Below are 17,081 nucleotides of genomic sequence, written 5' to 3'. Positions count from 1 at the left end.
CCCCGCGTGCACGTGCATCTGCCCATGCATCTGCACATGAACAGAGCTATGATCCGGGTCAGTTGACCACTGCATCTATGGCCACTTCAGCCACTGCACGACCGGGGAGCGACCTGTGGACCACGACGTGTACGACGTGGATGACGTGTACAACGGCAGGGCTGATGACGTGTACAACGGCATGGCCGCGACCGCGCTGGACGGGGTGGCCTGGCAGAAGAGCCGACACAGCAACTCGCAGGGCTCCTGCGTGGAGTTCGCGCGGCTGCCCGGCGGCGACGTGGCCGTACGGAACTCGCGGTTCCCCGAGGGGCCGGCGCTCGTCTATACGCGCGCCGAGATCGAGGCGATGCTGCTGGGCATCAAGGACGGCGAGTTCGACCACCTGATAGCGAGCTGAGCACACTCGCCGGGCCGCGTGACCGAGCGCGAGGACTGTTCAACGCCACGTAACGCGCGTAGAACCGCGGCGCCAAAAAGCGCCGCGGTTCGTCATTCGGCCGTTGCCGCGGCCGGGCCCGGCTGAGGCAGCCGGAACAGCGCCCAGACGACCTTGCCGCTGAGGGTTCCGGCGAGCGGGTGCCAGCCCCAACTGTCGGCGAACGAGTCGACCAGGAAGAGGCCGCGGCCCGACTCCGCCGAGAAGTCGTCCGAGTCGCCCGCGACCGGGCTGTCGTGGCTGGGGTCGCGCACCGCGCACACCAGACGTGAGGTCCACCGCATCAAGTGCAGCCGTACGGGCGGCCCTTGATCGTCCTTGCGGGGCGTGTCCGAGGGCAGCGCGTGTCGCAGCGCGTTGGTGACGAGCTCGGAGACCACCAGGCAGACGTCGTCGAAACGCTCGCCGATGTCCCACTGGTCCAGCGTTCTGCGGGTGAACTGCCGTGCCTCGCGCACCGCTTCGTAGCGGGCGGGCAGGGCGCAGGAAGCGGCGTTGGACACGGCCGCGGGATCGAGTGGCGGAAGCCCCTGCCGTAAGGGTTCGAGCATGGTCGATCCATTCGTTCCCATGCGAGGCACTCCCGGGTGTTCGCGGTCGTTGCGATGCAGCGGTGGCGCGGGGACCATGGTTCCGAATGCGTACAGCAGATGCAAGGGCAGATGCACGTGCACGCGCCCGAATTGGACCTTCCTCTACCACTTCTTGCTCATTTCTTCTGTCACCTTCTTCCCTCTTGTTGCCCGTCTGCCGCTGTTTTCCTGTGCGGCTCCGTTGGCTACTTTCCGTTTCCGTAACTGAACGAGTACTGCTTGAAGTGTTTTAGTGGCAGACTTCGGCCCTTGAAGACGGTTGGGGAGGCGGAGAACGTGAGCGCTGGGGAGTCGACGAGCGGCTCGGTGGTGCGGCGGATGCTGCTGGGGTCGCATCTCCGGCGTCTGCGGGAGGCGCGCGGAATCACCCGGGAAGCGGCCGGCTACTCGATCCGTGCCTCCGAATCGAAGATCAGCCGCATGGAGTTGGGACGGGTGAGCTTCAAGACGCGTGACGTCGAGGACCTGCTGACGCTCTACGGCATCAATGACGAGGCCGAGCGCACGTCCCTGGTCTCGCTCGCGAAAGAGGCCAACGTCGCGGGCTGGTGGCACAGTTACTCCGACGTCCTGCCCAGCTGGTTCCCGACCTATGTCGGCCTCGAGGGCGCGGCCCACCTGATCCGGGTCTACGAAGTGCAGTTCGTGCACGGCCTGTTGCAGACGGAGGCGTACGCGCACGCGGTCGTCGCGCGCGGCATGAAGGGCGCCTCCGCCGCCGACATCGACCGGCGCGTGGCGCTGCGCCTTGAGCGGCAGAAGTACCTCGTCTCGGAGAACGCCCCGGAGTTCCACATCGTCCTCGACGAGGCCGCCCTGCGCCGTCCGTACGGCGACCGCGAGGTCATGCGGGGCCAACTCCAGCATCTGATCGAGGTGTCGGAGCGTCCGAACGTACGACTTCAGGTCATGCCCTTCAGCTTCGGCGGCCATTCCGGCGAGAGCGGCTCCTTCACCATCCTGAGCTTCCCGGAGTCCGACCTGTCGGACGTCGTCTACCTGGAACAGCTCTCCAGCGCGCTCTACCTCGACAAGCGCGAGGACGTCACCCAGTACGAGAGCGCGCTGAAGCAGTTGCAGCAGGACAGTCCGGGTTTGTCGGAGAGCCGCGACCTGCTCCGGGGGCTGCTCCAGCTGTCCTGAAAGCGCCTCTGCGCTCTCTCCAGAGGCCTACTCCAACTCCCTTGAAACACAAGTACGATGACGCGTGATCAGACCGTGATCGGATGCCTGTTTCGGCAGCGATGTCTGCTTCGGCAGCACAGGGATTGAGGGAGCACATGTCGTCCTACTTCACCGACCTGGCCCAGCAGTACATCGACGGCGAGTGGCGTCCGGGCACCGGGTCCTGGGACATCATCGACTTCAACCCGTACGACGGCGAGAAGCTGGCGTCGATCACCATAGCCACGGTGGACGAGGTCGATCAGGCCTACCGCGCGGCCGAGCGCGCCCAGAAGAAATGGGGCGCGACCAACGCGTACGCCCGTCGCGCGGTCTTCGAGAAGGCCCTGCGCGTCATCGAGGAGCGCGAGGCGGAGATCACCGAGGTGATCATCGCCGAGCTCGGCGGAACGCGCCTGAAGGCCGCCTTCGAACTGCACCTCGCCAAGGAGTTCCTGCGCGAGTCGGTCCAGCTGGCGCTGCGCCCCGAGGGCAGGATCATCCCCTCGCCGATCGACGGCAAGGAGAACCGCCTCTACCGCGTCCCGGTGGGCGTCGTGGGCGTCATCTCCCCCTTCAACTTCCCCTTCCTGCTGTCGATCAAGTCCGTCGCGCCCGCCCTCGCGCTCGGCAACGGTGTGGTGCTCAAGCCGCACCAGAACACCCCGATCGTCGGCGGCACGCTGGTCGCCAAGGTCTTGGAGGAGGCGGGCCTGCCCGGCGGCCTGCTGAACGTGGTCGTCACCGACATCGCCGAGATCGGCGACGCCTTCATCGAGCACCCGGTCCCGAAGGTCATCTCCTTCACCGGCTCGGACAAGGTCGGCCGTCATGTCGCCACCGTCTGCGCCACGCACTTCAAGCGCTCCGTCCTCGAACTCGGCGGCAACAGCGCGCTGGTGGTCCTGGACGACGCCGACATCGACTACGCGGTCGACGCGGCGGTCTTCAGCCGGTACGTCCACCAGGGCCAGGTCTGCATGGCCGCCAACCGTGTGCTCGTGGACCGGTCGGTCGAGGCCGAGTTCACCGAGAAGTTCGTCGCCAAGGTCAAGACGCTGAAGACCGGCGACCCCAGCGACCCCCGGACCATCATCGGCCCGGTCATCAACTCCTCGCAGGCCGACGCGATTTCGGGCGTCGTCGACCAGGCGATCGCGGAGGGCGCCACCGCCCTCGTCCACGGCACGACGACCGACAACCTGGTCGAGCCCTCCGTCCTGACCGGCGTCCCCGCCGACTCCTCCCTGCTCCAGCAGGAGATCTTCGGCCCGGTCGTCTTCCTCGTCCCCTTCGACGGCGAGGAGGAGGCGGTCCGCCTTGTCAACGACACCCCGTACGGCCTGAGCGGCGCCGTCCACAGCGGCGACATCGAGCGCGGCGTGAACTTCGCCAAGCAGATCGACACCGGCATGTTTCACGTCAACGACGGCACCGTTCACGACGAGCCCCTCGTCCCCTTCGGCGGCGAGAAGCACTCCGGCATCGGCCGCCTGAACGGCGAAACGACCGTCGACGCCTTCACCACCCAGAAGTGGATCTCGGTCCAGCACGGACGAAGCTTCTTCCCGTTCTGAGTTCCCTCGCTGCGGGCGGGTGCCCGTACCGCCTGCTGCGCCGCGCCGCGCGCTCATGCTGTTCCCGGCCCGACCGCGGCGTCGCTCGCCCGAGTGAGGGGGCAGCGTTCCTACCGCCGTGCCGCGCCGCTTCTCCGGTCCGGTTGGCGGCCCGACTCCTTGCGGACAGACTCCTTGCGGACAGAAGCTGACCGCAAGGCCCCGTAGCTTCGTCGGTGTCAGGCAAGAGGACCCGATGAAAGGCGGCCGGTCATGGTTACTCACGTTGCGGCGGAGGCTCAGGGCGACGAGCGCGGGGCGCTGCTGTCCTTCCTCGAGGAACAGCGCGGCGGCATCCGCCGGGCGGTGCTGGGGCTGACCGAGGAGCAGGCGGCGTCGCGTCCCAGTGCGAGTGAGCTGTCGCTGTCGGGGCTGCTCAAGCATGTCGCGGAGACCGAGCAGGGGTGGATCGCGCGGGCCAAGGGCGAACCGCCGACCGTGCAGCGCGACGAGGCGAACTGGCACGAGTGTTTCGTGCTGGTCGACGGCGAGACCGTCGAGTCGCAGCTCGAGCACTGGGAGAAGGTCGCCGCCGAGACGGAGGCGTTCTTCCGCTCGGTGCCCAGCCTCGACGACAGCTTCGCGCTCCCGAACGACCCCTGGTTCCCGCCGCAGGAGCGGGTCTCGATGCGCTGGCTGGCGCTGCATCTGATCCGCGAGACCGCGCGGCACGCGGGCCACGCCGACATCATCCGCGAGTCCCTGGACGGCGCGACCGCCTTCGAGCTGGTGGCCCGGGAGCAGGCGGGCTGAGGCCGGGGCAATAGCCTGGACCGCATGTCAGCGATCCGTCTCCTGGTGCTGGGTGCCGTCCGCCAGCACGGGCGGGCCCACGGCTACCAGGTGCGCAACGACCTGGAGTACTGGGGCGCGCACGAGTGGTCCAACGCCAAGCCCGGCTCGATCTACCACGCCCTCAAGCACATGGCGAAACAGGGACTGCTGCACGCCCACGAGATCGCGCCCTCCACGGCCGGCGGTCCGCCGCGCACCGAGTACGAGATCACGGACAAGGGCACCGAGGAGTTCCTGGCGCTGTTGCGTGAGTCGCTGACCTCGTACGACCAGAAGATGGACGTCCAGTCGGCGGGCATCGGCTTCATCGTCGACCTGCCGAGGGATGAGGCGGTGGCGCTCCTGAAGGAGCGGATCCGGAAGATCGAGGAGTGGCGGTCCGCCGTGACTGAGCACTACGTGCCCGAGAACGGCCCGGAACAGCTCGGTCACATCGGCGAGATCATGAACCTCTGGGTCCACTCCGCCGATGCCGACGCCGAGTGGACGCGCGGCCTGATCGCCCGCATCGAGAACGGCGCCTACACGTTCGCGGGGGAGGGCGAGCCCTTCGTCGGCGTCCTCAAGGAGGGCGAGAACAACCCGTACGCGACGGGAACACCTCATCCAGGGGACCGGGGCTGACCGAGATCGCCGGAGGCCTCGGCTTCTTCAGCGCTCCCTAGTGGTGGAAGCTGGTCGCCACCTCCCTGTCTCGCGTCATCGGGCTTTGCTGTCGCCGGAGTTCGGGGAGCATCCGGCTGAGGTCTTCGACGAAGAGGTCGGAGAGGTCGTTCGAGAAGCCGTTGCGGCAGACCACGCGCAGCACCGACAGGTCCTCGCGGTGGGGCGGGAAGGTGTACGCGGGCAACAGCCAGCCCCGTTCCCGCATGCGCCGGGAGACCTCGAAGACGTCGTACGCGGTCACCTCGGGCGCCGTCGTGAAGGCGAAGACCGGCAGTTCGTCGCCGCGGGTGAGGAGTCTGAAGTCGCCCAGCGCCTCGACGTGCTCGGCGAGCCCGCGGGCCACGTCGCGGGTGGTTTGCTGCACGGCGCGGTATCCCGCGCGACCCAGGCGCAGGAACGTGTAGTACTGCGCCACGACCTGGGCCCCGGGACGGGAGAAGTTGAGCGCGAAGGTCGGCATGTCGCCGCCCAAATAGTTGACCCGGAAGACGAGTTCCTCGGGCAGTTCCGTCGGCGACCGCCACAGCGCCCAGCCGACACCGGGGTAGACCAGGCCGTACTTGTGCCCCGAGGTGTTGATCGACGACACCCTCGGCAGCCGGAAGTCCCAGACCAGGTCCTCGTCGAGGAAGGGCGCGACCATCGCTCCGGAGGCGCCGTCGACATGGACGGGGACGTCGAGGCCCGTCTGCTCCTGGAGCTCGTCGAGCGCCGCGCACAGGTCGGCGATCGGCTCGTACGACCCGTCGAAGGTGGAGCCGAGGATGCCGACGACCCCGATCGTGTTCTCGTCGCACAGCTCGGCCGCCGCCTGCGGGTCCAGGTGGAAACGGTCGCCCTCCATGGGGACTTGGCGGGCCTCGACCTCCCAGAAGTTGCAGAACTTCTCCCAGCAGACCTGGACATTGATGCCCATCACCAGGTTCGGGCGGGCGTCTTTGGAGGGGTAGCGGTCCGCGTTCCGCCGTGTCCAGCGTCGCTTCAGCGCCATGCCGGCGAGCATGCAGGCTTCGCTGGAGCCGGTGGTCGAACAGCCCACCACAGCGGACGGGTTCGGCGCGTTCCACAAGTTGGCGAGCATCGCCACGCAGCGCCGCTCCAGCTCGGCCGTGCGCGGGTACTCATCCTTGTCAATCATGTTCTTGTCCCGGCACTCGCTCATCAGGACGTCGGCCTGCGGCTCCATCCAGGTGGTGACGAAGGTGGCGAGATTCAGCCGCGCGTTCCCGTCCAGCATCAGCTCGTCGTGGACGAGTTGATACGCGGTCGTGGGCGGCAGCGGCCCCTCGGGGAGCCGGTGTTTGGGCGGGGCCTCGACCATGCCGCTGACCGGATTGGTCTCCCCGAAGAACGGGTTGACGGACATGGGGTGCTCGTCGGGCTTCTCTTGGCCTTGGTGGAGCGGCATGTGGTCTCCCATCGGGTCGGAAGGGCGGGGCGTCCTACTGCCTCATCGGATCAGAGCGTCCCGGCGGTTCACCGGATCGGGGTTCCGTCTTCGCGCAGTTGCATTTGCGGCCGGCCGGTCACCAGCAGCCAGGCCGGCAGCGAGGCGATGCACAGCAGGGCGAGGATCGCGGGCGAGGCCACCAGAACGGCGGCCGTGAACAGGCTCACCCAGCCCTGCCGGGTGATGGCAAGGAGCATGCCCAGCACGCCCGCGGACACGCCCAGCGCGGGTTGGACGGCGGGAACCAGCGCGTGGGCGAACAGGCCGAAGGCGGCGCCGATGAAGACGGACGGGAAGATCCGGCCGCCGCGGAAACCGCAGGACGCGGCGACGAGCAGCGCCGCCAGCTTCACCACGGTCATCGTGGCGAACTGCCCGGCCGACCAGCCGTCGGGATGCCGCGCCAGCTCCGCGACCTCGCCCAGGCCCTTGAAGAGCGTGAGATGGCCGCCCAGGGCGCCCAGCAGGCCGAGAACCAGTCCGCCGACCGGAAGCGCCACCATGGGGTGCCGCAGGCGCGAGAAGGCGGCGTGGACGTACGGGAAGGCACAGACCGCGACCATGCCGAACAGCGCGGCCGCGGACGCGATCACCAGCGCGGCCAGGAGATCGCTCCAGCCGGGCCGGCCCAGCGCGGGCAGATGCAGGTCGAACGTGGGATGGGCCACCAGAGTGGTGGTCATGGCGCCCGCGGCGGCGGCCGTGAGCGGCCCGAAGAGGTTGTCCCACAGCAGCCCCTTCAGCTGCTGGCCCGCGAGCGCCTCGGAGATGAGCAGCGCCGCCGCGACCGGCGTCCCGAACAGCGCGCCGATCGTGGCCGCCTCGGCCAGTGCCGCCCACAGCCCGCCCGGCAGCCGTGGCGCGAACCTGCGTCCCAGCCAGAAAGCGAGCGCGACGTTGGTGGCGATGATCGGGTTCTCCGGCCCGAGGCTCGGACCGCCGGCCAGCATCAGCGCGGTCGCGACCAGCAGGCCCGGCAGCACGGCGGGCGGCATCGGGGCGGCCGCGAGCCCCAGGGTCGCCGGGTCGGGCCCCGCGTGTCCTGGCGCCCTCCACACCACGAGCCCGACCAGCACGCCGGTGGCGGTGAGGACGACGATCATCCACAGCACGGAGTACCGGCCCACGCCCAGCGCGTCGGGAAGGTGCTGCCAGAGCACGTCCTGGAGCTGCTCGGCCAGCGCGCTCACGCCGAGGAAGAGCAGGCTCGCCACCACGCCGACGACGAGAGCGGGGAGGATCAGCGGCAGCAGGGCTCGCGCGGGGCTCGCCGGGGAGGCGGATGTCTGCTGCGCGGTGTCCTGGGCCACGGGCTCACCATAAGCGGGCATAACGGGCGCAACATCCCGAGGATTCGGACTTGCACCTCACGTCGCGTGAGGGCCCATCGTGAAGCGCGTACCGACAAGGGAGCGGAAGTGAGCTACTCAGTGGGCCAGGTCGCCGGTTTCGCCGGTGTCACGGTGCGCACGCTGCACCACTACGACGAGATCGGGCTGCTGGTGCCCAGCGAGCGCAGCCACGCGGGCCACCGGCGCTACAGCGACGCCGACCTCGACCGGCTGCAGCAGATCCTGTTCTACCGGGAACTCGGCTTTCCGCTCGACGAGGTCGCGGCCCTGCTCGACGATCAGGCCACCGGAAAGGCAGACCCGCGCGCGCACCTGCGCCGCCAACACGAACTGCTGACCGCCCGGATCGAGAAGCTGCAGAAGATGGCCGCGGCCGTGGAGCACGCCATGGAGGCACGCACGATGGGCATCAACCTCACGCCCGAGGAGAAGTTCGAGGTCTTCGGGGACAAGGACCCCGAGCAGTACACCGAGGAAGCGGAGCAGCGCTGGGGCGGCACGGAGGCGTACGCCGAGTCGCAGCGCCGTACCGCCCGCTACACCAAGGACGACTGGAAGCGCATGCAGGACGAGATGGCCTCATGGGGCGAGCGCTACGACGCCCTGATGGCCACCGGCGAGCCGCCGACCGGCGAACGGGCCATGGACATGGCCGAGGAGCACCGGCAGCACATCTGCAAGTGGTTCTACGAGTGTGCGTACGAGCTCCACCAGTGCCTCGGCGGGATGTATGTGTCCGACGAGCGCTTCAAGGAGTTCTACGACTCCATGCGGCCGGGCCTCGCCGAGCACCTCAGGGAGGCGATCACCGCGAACGCCGCCCGGCACACCTCGTAAGTCCCCTGGCCCGGGCGCCTACTCCCGGGCCAGGACCACCGCAGTGCCGTACGCGCACACCTCCGTGCCCACGTCCGCCGCCTCCGTCACATCGAAGCGGAACATCAGCACGGCGTTGGCGCCACGCGCGCGTGCCTGCTCGACGAGCCGCTCCATGGCCTGGTTGCGTGTCTGTACCAGCGTCTTGGTGAGCCCCTTGAGCTCCCCGCCGATCATCGACTTCAGGCCCGCGCCGATCTGGCTGCCCAGGTGGCGGGAGCGCACGGTGAGGCCGAAGACCTCGCCGATGACCTGCTGGACGCGGTGGCCGGGTACGTCGTTCGTCGTCACGACCAGGACGTCCGACTGAGGTCCCTGGCCGCCGCCGTATTCTTCGATGCCCATGGATCACAGCTTTGTCCCAGCCGGCGCACAGTGCATCCTGGAGACACCGGTGGAACCTGGCGAGGACACATTGCGTTGATAGCTTTGGCCGGCCGATCCGTACCGCCGTACCTTCCTCAATCCTCAGGAGCCCGGAACCGTGACGACGCTCGCCCTCGGTCCAAGCTGGCTGGATCCGAACGCGCTCCTGGACAACTTCGGCATCTGGGGCCTGCTCCTCATCGTCTTCGCCGAGTCCGGCCTGCTCATCGGCTTCTTCCTGCCGGGTGACTCGCTGCTGTTCACCTGCGGCCTGCTGATCACCACGGGCGCGATGGACTTTCCCCTGTGGGCGGCCATTGGGCTGATCTGCCTTGCCGCGATCCTCGGCGACCAGGCGGGTTACCTCTTCGGTAAGAAGGTCGGCCCTTCGCTCTTCAACCGGCCGGACTCTCGCCTCTTCAAGCAGGAGAACGTGGTCAAGGCCCACGAGTTCTTCGAGAAGTACGGGCCCAAGTCCCTGGTCCTGGCCCGCTTCGTGCCCATCGTGCGCACGTTCACACCGATCATCGCCGGTGTCAGCGGCATGAAGTACCGCTCGTTCATCACCTTCAACGTCATCGGTGGCGTCCTGTGGGGCGCGGGCGTCACGCTGCTCGGCTCCTGGCTGGGCAACATCGACTTCGTCCACAAGAACATCGAGGCGATCCTGATCCTGATCGTCCTCGTCTCGGTGGTCCCGATCGCCATCGAGTTCCTGAGGGCCCGCTCCAAGGCCAAGAAGAACCCCCCGCAGGAGCCCGCCCAGGCCCAGCCCCGCACCCAGGCCGCCCCGCCGGTCATGGACGACGCCACACGGCCGCTGCGCGTCCCCCCGATCCAGCAGGGCCAGGACCAGCCGTACGGGCACCAGGGCCAGCCGTACGGCAACCAGGATCAGGGCTACCCCCAGCAGCAGTACCAGGAGCCCTACCAGCAGCAGTACCAAGAGCCGTACCAGCAGCAGTACGGCTCGGACCAGGGCTACACCCAGGGTTACGACCAGAGCTACGAGCAGGGCTACGACCAGGGCCAGGCCTACCCGCAAGGCGAGCCCCACGGTCAGCAGTACCCCCAGCAGCCGTACCCCCAGGGCTATCCGCAGCAGCCGTACGGCCAGGGCCAGGGCTACCCGCAGAGCTGACGCGGGGGCCTCAGAATCCGCGCGTCCGCTTGGCCGCGCGGCGCCCCGCCGCACTCGCGCCCGGCACTCTCAGGAACAGCCGCGAGATCTCCGACCCCAGGTTCACGCCGATCGCGATGGCCATGGCGAGGGCCGCGGCCTTGGTGAGGGACACCAGCCCTTTGTCGACCTCGTTCTGGGCGATCGACAGCAGCCCGAAGTAGGTGGCCGACCCTGGCAGCAGGGGCCCGATCGCGGCCGTCGTGTACGGCAGCGCGGAGGCGAACCGGTAGCGCGACAGCAGCTGCCCGAACAGGCCAACCAGGCCCGCGGCGACGGCCGTCGAGGCCACTGGTGAGATCCCGCCCGCGTAGTGCATCGCCCCGTACACCGACCAGGCCACGCCCCCGTTGAGGGTCACCGGGAGCACGGTGGCCCGTTCCTGCTGGAGCAGGATCGCGAAGGTGAGCGACAGCAGCATGGACGCGGCGATCTGGAGCAGGGGCCGATCGGAGATGTTCAGCGCCGTGTCCGGGTTGAGCTGGGCGCCCAGTTTCACGCCGAAATAGAGCACTACCAGGACGCCGACGACGATGCCCACAAAGAAGTACATGACTTCGAGCAGGCGCGCGGACGCGGTGATGTAGAAGCCGGTCAGTCCGTCCTGCACGCCCGCCACGAGCGCCCGCCCGGGCAGCAGCGCGAACAGCCCACCGGTGATCACCGCGGAGGCCTTCACGTCGACGTGTGCCACCGTGAGTGCGACGCCGATCGCGGCGGGCGGCATCGCGGCCATCGTGAACTGGTAGAACTCCGGCAGCCCACGCCCGGCGCACAGCCAGGCGAGCCGGTCGCCCAGCATCGCGCCGAGCGCCGCCGCGACGAACACGATGGCGTCACCGCCGACGAGTACGGAGGCCGCGCCCGCGAGCAGTCCACTGGCGGCGGTCAGTACCCAGCCCGGATACGGGTGCCGGTTGCGCCGCATCTCGGCGAGCCGCCGGTAGGCCTCTTCGAGGGAGATCGCGTTCTCCGGGTCGCTCAGGTCGTCGACGAGCCGGAACACGGCCGCGAGCCGCGTGTAGTCGGTGACCCGGCGGCGTACGGTCCGCGACGCCGTCACCGGATCCTCCACCAGGGACGGCTGGTGCGAGATGGACAGCAGGGTGAAGGTGACGTTCGGCTCACAGCGGTCCAGGCCGTAGGAGCGGCACACGGCGAACATCGCCGCCTCCACGTCCTCGGCGCCCTCACCGCCCGCGAGCAGCAACTCGCCGATACGCAACGTGAGGTCGAGCACGCGCGGGACGGCGGGCCCCGACTCGTCCTCCTTGTGGACCGGTTCGGGCGCGGGCCGCTCGGTCACCGGCATGCGCAGCATCGTGCGCATCCGGTCCTGCCAGGGTGCGTCCTTGGTCAGGTTCACCGCGGGGATGCCGGCGGGCGGTGTGAAGGCGGGCGGGGCGTGCTTCGCGCTGTACGTGCGCGGCGTGCTGAACGCCGATCCCTCGGACTCGGCCGTGGCCGGCTGCGGCACGTCGAGCCCCTTGGGGAGTGCGAACTCGGACGTCGTCGACGACTCGTCGTCGACCGCCGGGGGCCCTGGCGCCGCCACACCGGCAGGCGGGCTGAAGGCACTCCTCGCCTCGTCCGACTGCGGCTTGCGGTCTACCGCCTCCGGCTCCGCCACCAGCTCGTGCCCAGCCTCTCGCGTGCGTGCGTGTCTCGTACGTACCTTCCGTATGCCTCAGTATGCGTACGGATACACGAACGGACCGCGCGACCCCTTCAGGATCGCGCGGCCCGAACGGAAGACGGGGTGGTCAGTGACCGCCCTGCTCCTTGAGGCGCTTGTAGGAACGCTCGATCTCGGCCTCGGCCTCCGTACGGCCCACCCAGTTGGCGCCCTCGACGGACTTACCGGGCTCCAGGTCCTTGTAGACCTCGAAGAAGTGCTGGATCTCCAGGCGGTCGAACTCCGACACGTGGTGGATGTCCCGCAGGTGCTCCACACGCGGGTCGTGCGCGGGGACGCACAGCAGCTTGTCGTCGCCGCCGGCCTCGTCGGTCATGCGGAACATGCCGATCGTGCGGCACTGGATGAGGCAGCCGGGGAAGGTCGGCTCGTCCAGGATGACCAGGGCGTCCAGCGGGTCGCCGTCCTCGCCGAGGGTGTTCTCGACGAAGCCGTAGTCGGCCGGGTAGCTGGTCGAGGTGAAGAGTCGACGGTCCAGGCGGATCCGACCGGTCTCGTGGTCCACCTCGTACTTGTTCCGCGAACCCTTCGGAATCTCGATCGTGACGTCGAACTCCACCGGTGGCTCCTCCATGATCAACACATAGTTCTGGTGATTAAGTGTCCCTCACGCAGGTGTGTGATCGCGAAAGGGGCTGGTGGTCGTGCCAGAGCTGAGGGCTTGGCGGGCCGCGAGACCGCATGTGCTGCGGATCGCGCGGACGGCGAAACCGCATGTGACGCGGATCACTCAAGCCGTGCGGCCGCGCCCCGTGCAGTTCACGATCCCGCAGCTCACGGCCGTCGCCGCCACCGTGGGCCTGGCGCTCGCGGCCGGGGCGGTGGCCGCGGCCGGTCCCTGGGACTCCTCCGGTCAGCGTACGGCGGAGCGCGACTGGGCCGCATCGCGGGAGGGTGAGGGTGGCATAGATCACGGCCATACGTCCGATACGTCCCGCAAGTCACCCCAGCCCGCGCCCAGTGCGGCCTCCGTACTGCCCCGGCTCGGCGGCTCCTCGGGCAGGATGCCCGCGCCCGCCGAGAAGGCCCTCGCGGACGTCCTTGACCCGCTCCTGGACAACGCCGTCCTCGGCGCCCGGCGCACCGCTGTCGTCGTCGACGTGGCCACCGGCAAGCGGCTGTACGGCAAGGGTGCCGACGAGGTCCAGATCCCGGCCTCCACCACGAAGATCGCCACCGCGGTCGCCGCCCTCTCGGCGCCGGGCCCCGACCACCGCATCCAGACGCGTACGGTCCTGGAGCCCGACACGGGGGAAGTCGTGCTCGTCGGCGGCGGCGACCCGACGCTGACGGCCCATAAGGACCCCCAGGGCTGGGCGAGCCTGCGGACCCTCGCCGCCGACACGGCGACCGCCCTGAAGGCCCGTCACATGGACCAGGTGACGCTCTCGTACGACACCTCGCTGTACGCCGGTCCCGCGACGCACCCCATCGGAAACAACGGCAATCTCGCGCAGGTCACCGCCCTGATGGTCGACGAGGCCCGCCCCGACGACTCCATCAGCGGACCGGTCGAGCGCGTTCGGGATCCGGCGGCCGACGCGGCCCGCAAGTTCGCGGGCCTGCTCCAGGGCCAGGGCATCAAGACGACGTCCCCCGGCCCCTCGAAGGCGACCAGTCGCTCCCAGGCCCTCGCCTCGGTCTCCTCGCCGCCCCTGTCCGCCCTGGTCGAGCGGATGCTGACCAACAGCGACAACGACATCGCGGAGGCCCTGGCCCGCCAGGTCGCCCTCGCCTCGGGCGAGCAGCCGAGCTTCGACGGTGGCGCGAAGGCGATCCCCGCGCAGCTGAAGAAGCTCGGACTCCCGCTGGGCGGCGCCGACTTCGCGGACGGCAGCGGCCTCAACCGCGCCGACCGGCTGTCGGCCGACCTGCTCACCGCGCTGCTGGCCAGGTCCGGCGACCCGGCCCACCCCGAACTCCGTACGGTCCTGACCGGCCTGCCCATCGCGGGCTTCACCGGCACCCTCAGCGCCCGCTACACCGACGACCCCTCCGCCACCGGTGTCGTCCGCGCCAAGACCGGCACCCTGACCGGCGTCAACACCCTCGCCGGCACGGTCGTCGACACCGACGGCCGCCTCCTCGCCTTCGCCTTCCTGACCTCCGACGAGACCCATCCCCCGAACGCCCTGGAGGCCCGCACGGCCTTGGACCACACGGCAACAGCCCTGGCGACGTGCGGGTGCAGGTAGTTCGTCCAGTGGGGCGCGAGGACGGCGGACCGCAGCCGCTACCGCTGCGGGCAGTCGTCCCGCGGGGCGATGGGGGAGGGTGGGCACAGCCACCAGCGCCGGGTGCGAACCAAAGCGACGGCACCCCAAGGGCACCAAAGGCACCGTCGGCCCCTCGGCAGGGGCGCCCAGCGAGCCGTACCCCTAACCGCAGCCGGACACGCTCACGTACGGTTGACGCATGACGAGCATCGGTGGTGCCGAGATGGTCGACTGGAATCTCGCGGTAGCGACCGCGACCCGGCTCGTGCGGCCGGGCCCCGAAGTGAGCCGCGACGAGGCCCGCGCCGTCGTCGCGGAACTGCGCCGGCACGCGAAAGCCTCGGAGGAGCACGTCCGGGGCTTTACTCGTATGGGCGAGGACATCGTGCACGACACCCCCGTACTCGTCGTCGACCGCCCCGGCTGGGTGCGGGCCAACGTCGCCGGGTTCCGGGAGATCCTCAAGCCACTCCTGGACAAGATGCACGAGCGGCGGGGCAGCAGCCCGGGCGGAGCCGTCCTCGGCGCCGTCGGCGGCAAGGTCACCGGCGTGGAGCTGGGCATGCTGCTGTCGTTCCTGTCGTCGCGGGTCCTCGGACAGTACGAGACCTTTGCCCCCGCGACCCGCGAACTCCCGGCCGGAGAGAACGGCGGCGGCAGGCTCCTGCTGGTCGCCCCGAACATCGTGCACGTGGAGCGCGAACTCGACGTACAGCCCCACGACTTCCGCCTGTGGGTGTGCCTCCACGAGGAGACGCACCGTACCCAGTTCACCGCCGTGCCCTGGCTGCGCGACCACTTGGAGGGCGAAATCCAGTCTTTCTTGGGGGAGACCGAGGTCGACCCCATGACCGTCCTGGAGCGCATCCGGGAGGCCGCCCAGTCACTCGCGGGCGGACGCCCCGACACCGAGGAGGACGACGGCGGCCGTTCCCTGGTGGAAATCGTGCAGACGCCCGCGCAGCGGGAGATCCTCGGCCGGCTGACCGCCGTGATGTCGCTCCTGGAGGGCCACGCGGACTTCGTGATGGACGGAGTGGGTCCCGCCGTCGTCCCGTCCGTGGGCGAGATCCGCGAGAAGTTCCAGCAGCGCCGCGCCAAGGGCGCTTCCCGCCTGGACATGGCCCTGCGCAAGCTGCTCGGTTTGGACGCCAAACTGAGGCAGTACAGGGACGGCGAGCGGTTCGTACGAGCCGTCGTCGACCAGGTCGGCATGGACGGGTTCAACCGTGTGTGGACCTCCCCGAACACCCTCCCGACCAAGACGGAGATCGCCAAACCGGCGGACTGGGTCGCGCGGGTGCACCGCAAGGCGGAGTCGTGAACCCTGCGCGAGGGTCGTGAAACGAATCCGGCCGACGGCAGGCGAACGCCCCTCCAATCACCCGTCCGAGGGACCGTGAGCCATGGGTAGGCGTGCAATGCTCGGGGAACGGCCCGGTTCTGTCACCATCTACACACTCTGAGTGACCGAACCTCGGGCTCACCCCCCGAAAACTTCATGAAGGGAACCGGACATGGGTCCCCATCCTGCGGTCGCGGCGATACGCCTGGCGGTTCGCCGCGTACTCCACGACATCCTCACCGAGCACCCGCCCGCCCCCGACACCCGGCGCGCGCCCGCCTCAGGCGCTGCGCGCCCCGCCACCCCGGGCGCGGAGCGCGTGCCCGCCCCCGGTACGCGGCGCACACCCAACCCCGCCCAGCCCCCGCACGAGCAGCCGTCGACGCCGCTCGTGCTCGTCGCGTGCTCCGGCGGCGCCGACTCCATGGCGCTCGCCTCCGCCCTCGCCTTCGAAGCCCCCAAACTCGGCATCCGCGCCGGTGGCATCACCGTCGACCACGGTCTGCAGCCCGGCTCCGATCTGCGCGCCGACGAAGTCATGCTGCGCCTCACCGAGCTGGGGCTGACCCCGGCCGAGTGCATCGCCGTCACCGTCGGCCGCGACGGCGGGCCCGAGGCCGCGGCCCGCGACGCCCGGTACGCCGCCCTGGACGCCGCCGCCGAGCGCCATGGCGCCACCGCCGTCCTCCTCGGCCACACCCGCGACGATCAGGCCGAGACGGTCCTGCTCGGCCTCGCCCGCGGCTCGGGCATCCGCTCCCTGTCCGGAATGGCCGCGGTCTCGGGGGCCGACGGCCGTTACCGCCGCCCGTTCCTGCACCTGGACCGGCAGACCGCACGCAAGGCCTGCATGGTGCAGTCGCTGCCCGTCTGGGACGACCCGCACAACACCGACCCGGCCTACACCCGCTCGCGGCTGCGTCACGAGGGTCTGCCCGCCCTGGAGAAGGCCCTCGGCAAGGGCGTCGTCGGGGCCCTCGCGCGTACGGCCCAGCTCTCCCGCGACGACGCCGACGCCCTGGACGCCTGGGCCCGCCAGGCCGAGGCCTCCGTACGGGATGCGGCCGGTCTCTTGGAGTGCGCGAAGCTCTACGCCCTGCCGCCCGCTGTACGCCGCCGCATCCTGCGCCGCGCCGCCATCGAGGCGGGCGCCCCGGCCGGTTCGCTGTTCGCCCGTCACATCGAGGAAGTCGACCGGCTGATCACCGGTTGGCGCGGCCAGGGGGCCATCAATCTCCCGGGCAAAGTCGTCGCTCAGCGCCAGGGTGGCAGACTGGTGATTCGGCAAGGCTGAATCCCACCCCCCTCCGGGGAGGGAACGGGTAGC

16 protein-coding genes are annotated in these 17,081 nt (G+C 69.6%); 10 read left to right on the top strand and 6 right to left on the bottom strand.

Annotated features, from left to right (window positions below; all coding sequences use genetic code 11):
* The first annotated feature begins 115 nt into the window (after window positions 1-115).
* Window positions 116-400: a DUF397 domain-containing protein gene (locus AB0D27_RS19740; protein WP_362510048.1), complete on the top strand. Its 285-nt coding sequence runs from the start codon at window positions 116-118 to the stop codon at window positions 398-400.
* 92 nt (window positions 401-492) lie between these two features.
* On the opposite strand, the gene AB0D27_RS19735 is transcribed toward AB0D27_RS19740, so the two are convergent.
* Complete coding sequence (locus AB0D27_RS19735; RefSeq protein ID WP_362510045.1) at window positions 493-1,011, bottom strand: ATP-binding protein; 519 nt, start codon at window positions 1,009-1,011, stop codon at window positions 493-495.
* A gap of 339 nt (window positions 1,012-1,350) precedes the next feature.
* Here AB0D27_RS19735 and AB0D27_RS19730 point away from each other — a divergent pair, with 339 nt between their 5' ends.
* The 4 genes from AB0D27_RS19730 to AB0D27_RS19715 all read left to right on the top strand — a co-directional run bounded on the left by AB0D27_RS19730 (window position 1,351) and on the right by AB0D27_RS19715 (window position 5,231).
* Complete coding sequence (locus AB0D27_RS19730) at window positions 1,351-2,175, top strand: helix-turn-helix transcriptional regulator (protein ID WP_362510154.1); 825 nt, start codon at window positions 1,351-1,353, stop codon at window positions 2,173-2,175.
* Between the two features lie 137 nt (window positions 2,176-2,312).
* Complete coding sequence (locus tag AB0D27_RS19725; RefSeq protein WP_362510043.1) at window positions 2,313-3,773, top strand: aldehyde dehydrogenase family protein; 1,461 nt, start codon at window positions 2,313-2,315, stop codon at window positions 3,771-3,773.
* 252 nt (window positions 3,774-4,025) lie between these two features.
* Window positions 4,026-4,565 (top strand): DinB family protein, encoded by a 540-nt coding sequence (locus AB0D27_RS19720; RefSeq protein WP_362510040.1) that lies wholly within the window; start codon window positions 4,026-4,028, stop codon window positions 4,563-4,565.
* 24 nt (window positions 4,566-4,589) lie between these two features.
* On the top strand, window positions 4,590-5,231 hold the full coding sequence (locus AB0D27_RS19715; protein ID WP_362510037.1) for a PadR family transcriptional regulator: 642 nt from the start codon (window positions 4,590-4,592) through the stop codon (window positions 5,229-5,231).
* A 37-nt stretch (window positions 5,232-5,268) separates the two neighbouring features.
* Here the strand turns inward: AB0D27_RS19715 and AB0D27_RS19710 are convergent, their stop codons facing one another.
* Window positions 5,269-6,681 carry a glutamate decarboxylase gene (locus AB0D27_RS19710; protein WP_362510034.1) on the bottom strand — a complete coding sequence of 471 codons (1,413 nt, stop codon included), beginning with the start codon at window positions 6,679-6,681 and terminating at the stop codon, window positions 5,269-5,271.
* A 68-nt stretch (window positions 6,682-6,749) separates the two neighbouring features.
* Entirely contained in the window at window positions 6,750-8,033 is a 1,284-nt protein-coding gene (locus AB0D27_RS19705; protein ID WP_362510031.1) for an ion channel protein, read from the bottom strand.
* Between the two features lie 108 nt (window positions 8,034-8,141).
* On the opposite strand from AB0D27_RS19705, the gene AB0D27_RS19700 reads away from it, so the two are divergent.
* Complete coding sequence (locus AB0D27_RS19700) at window positions 8,142-8,912, top strand: MerR family transcriptional regulator (RefSeq protein WP_362510028.1); 771 nt, start codon at window positions 8,142-8,144, stop codon at window positions 8,910-8,912.
* A gap of 18 nt (window positions 8,913-8,930) precedes the next feature.
* On the opposite strand, the gene AB0D27_RS19695 is transcribed toward AB0D27_RS19700, so the two are convergent.
* Entirely contained in the window at window positions 8,931-9,296 is a 366-nt protein-coding gene (locus AB0D27_RS19695; RefSeq protein WP_362510025.1) for a YbjQ family protein, read from the bottom strand.
* A gap of 139 nt (window positions 9,297-9,435) precedes the next feature.
* Here AB0D27_RS19695 and AB0D27_RS19690 point away from each other — a divergent pair, with 139 nt between their 5' ends.
* Window positions 9,436-10,458 (top strand): VTT domain-containing protein, encoded by a 1,023-nt coding sequence (locus tag AB0D27_RS19690; RefSeq protein ID WP_362510022.1) that lies wholly within the window; start codon window positions 9,436-9,438, stop codon window positions 10,456-10,458.
* Between the two features lie 10 nt (window positions 10,459-10,468).
* On the opposite strand, the gene AB0D27_RS19685 is transcribed toward AB0D27_RS19690, so the two are convergent.
* The gene (locus AB0D27_RS19685) at window positions 10,469-12,127 is read right to left on the bottom strand and encodes a threonine/serine exporter family protein (RefSeq protein ID WP_362510019.1); all 1,659 of its coding nucleotides are present in this window, start codon (window positions 12,125-12,127) and stop codon (window positions 10,469-10,471) included.
* Window positions 12,128-12,260: 133 nt separating this feature from the next.
* On the bottom strand, window positions 12,261-12,752 hold the full coding sequence (locus tag AB0D27_RS19680; RefSeq protein ID WP_168529311.1) for an inorganic diphosphatase: 492 nt from the start codon (window positions 12,750-12,752) through the stop codon (window positions 12,261-12,263).
* A 79-nt stretch (window positions 12,753-12,831) separates the two neighbouring features.
* Between AB0D27_RS19680 and dacB the strand changes: the two genes are divergently transcribed.
* From dacB to tilS, 3 genes are all read left to right on the top strand, one after another.
* Window positions 12,832-14,388 carry a D-alanyl-D-alanine carboxypeptidase/D-alanyl-D-alanine-endopeptidase gene (dacB, locus tag AB0D27_RS19675; protein ID WP_362510016.1) on the top strand — a complete coding sequence of 519 codons (1,557 nt, stop codon included), beginning with the start codon at window positions 12,832-12,834 and terminating at the stop codon, window positions 14,386-14,388.
* Between the two features lie 220 nt (window positions 14,389-14,608).
* Entirely contained in the window at window positions 14,609-15,733 is a 1,125-nt protein-coding gene (locus AB0D27_RS19670) for a zinc-dependent metalloprotease (RefSeq protein WP_362510013.1), read from the top strand.
* Between the two features lie 193 nt (window positions 15,734-15,926).
* Entirely contained in the window at window positions 15,927-17,048 is a 1,122-nt protein-coding gene (tilS, locus tag AB0D27_RS19665; protein ID WP_362510010.1) for a tRNA lysidine(34) synthetase TilS, read from the top strand.
* The last annotated feature ends 33 nt before the right edge of the window (window positions 17,049-17,081 follow it).

It is taken from the genome of Streptomyces sp. NPDC048415 (genome assembly GCF_040651675.1).
GTDB lineage: Bacteria > Actinomycetota > Actinomycetes > Streptomycetales > Streptomycetaceae > Streptomyces.
This window is presented reverse-complemented; position numbering and strand designations above follow the sequence as displayed.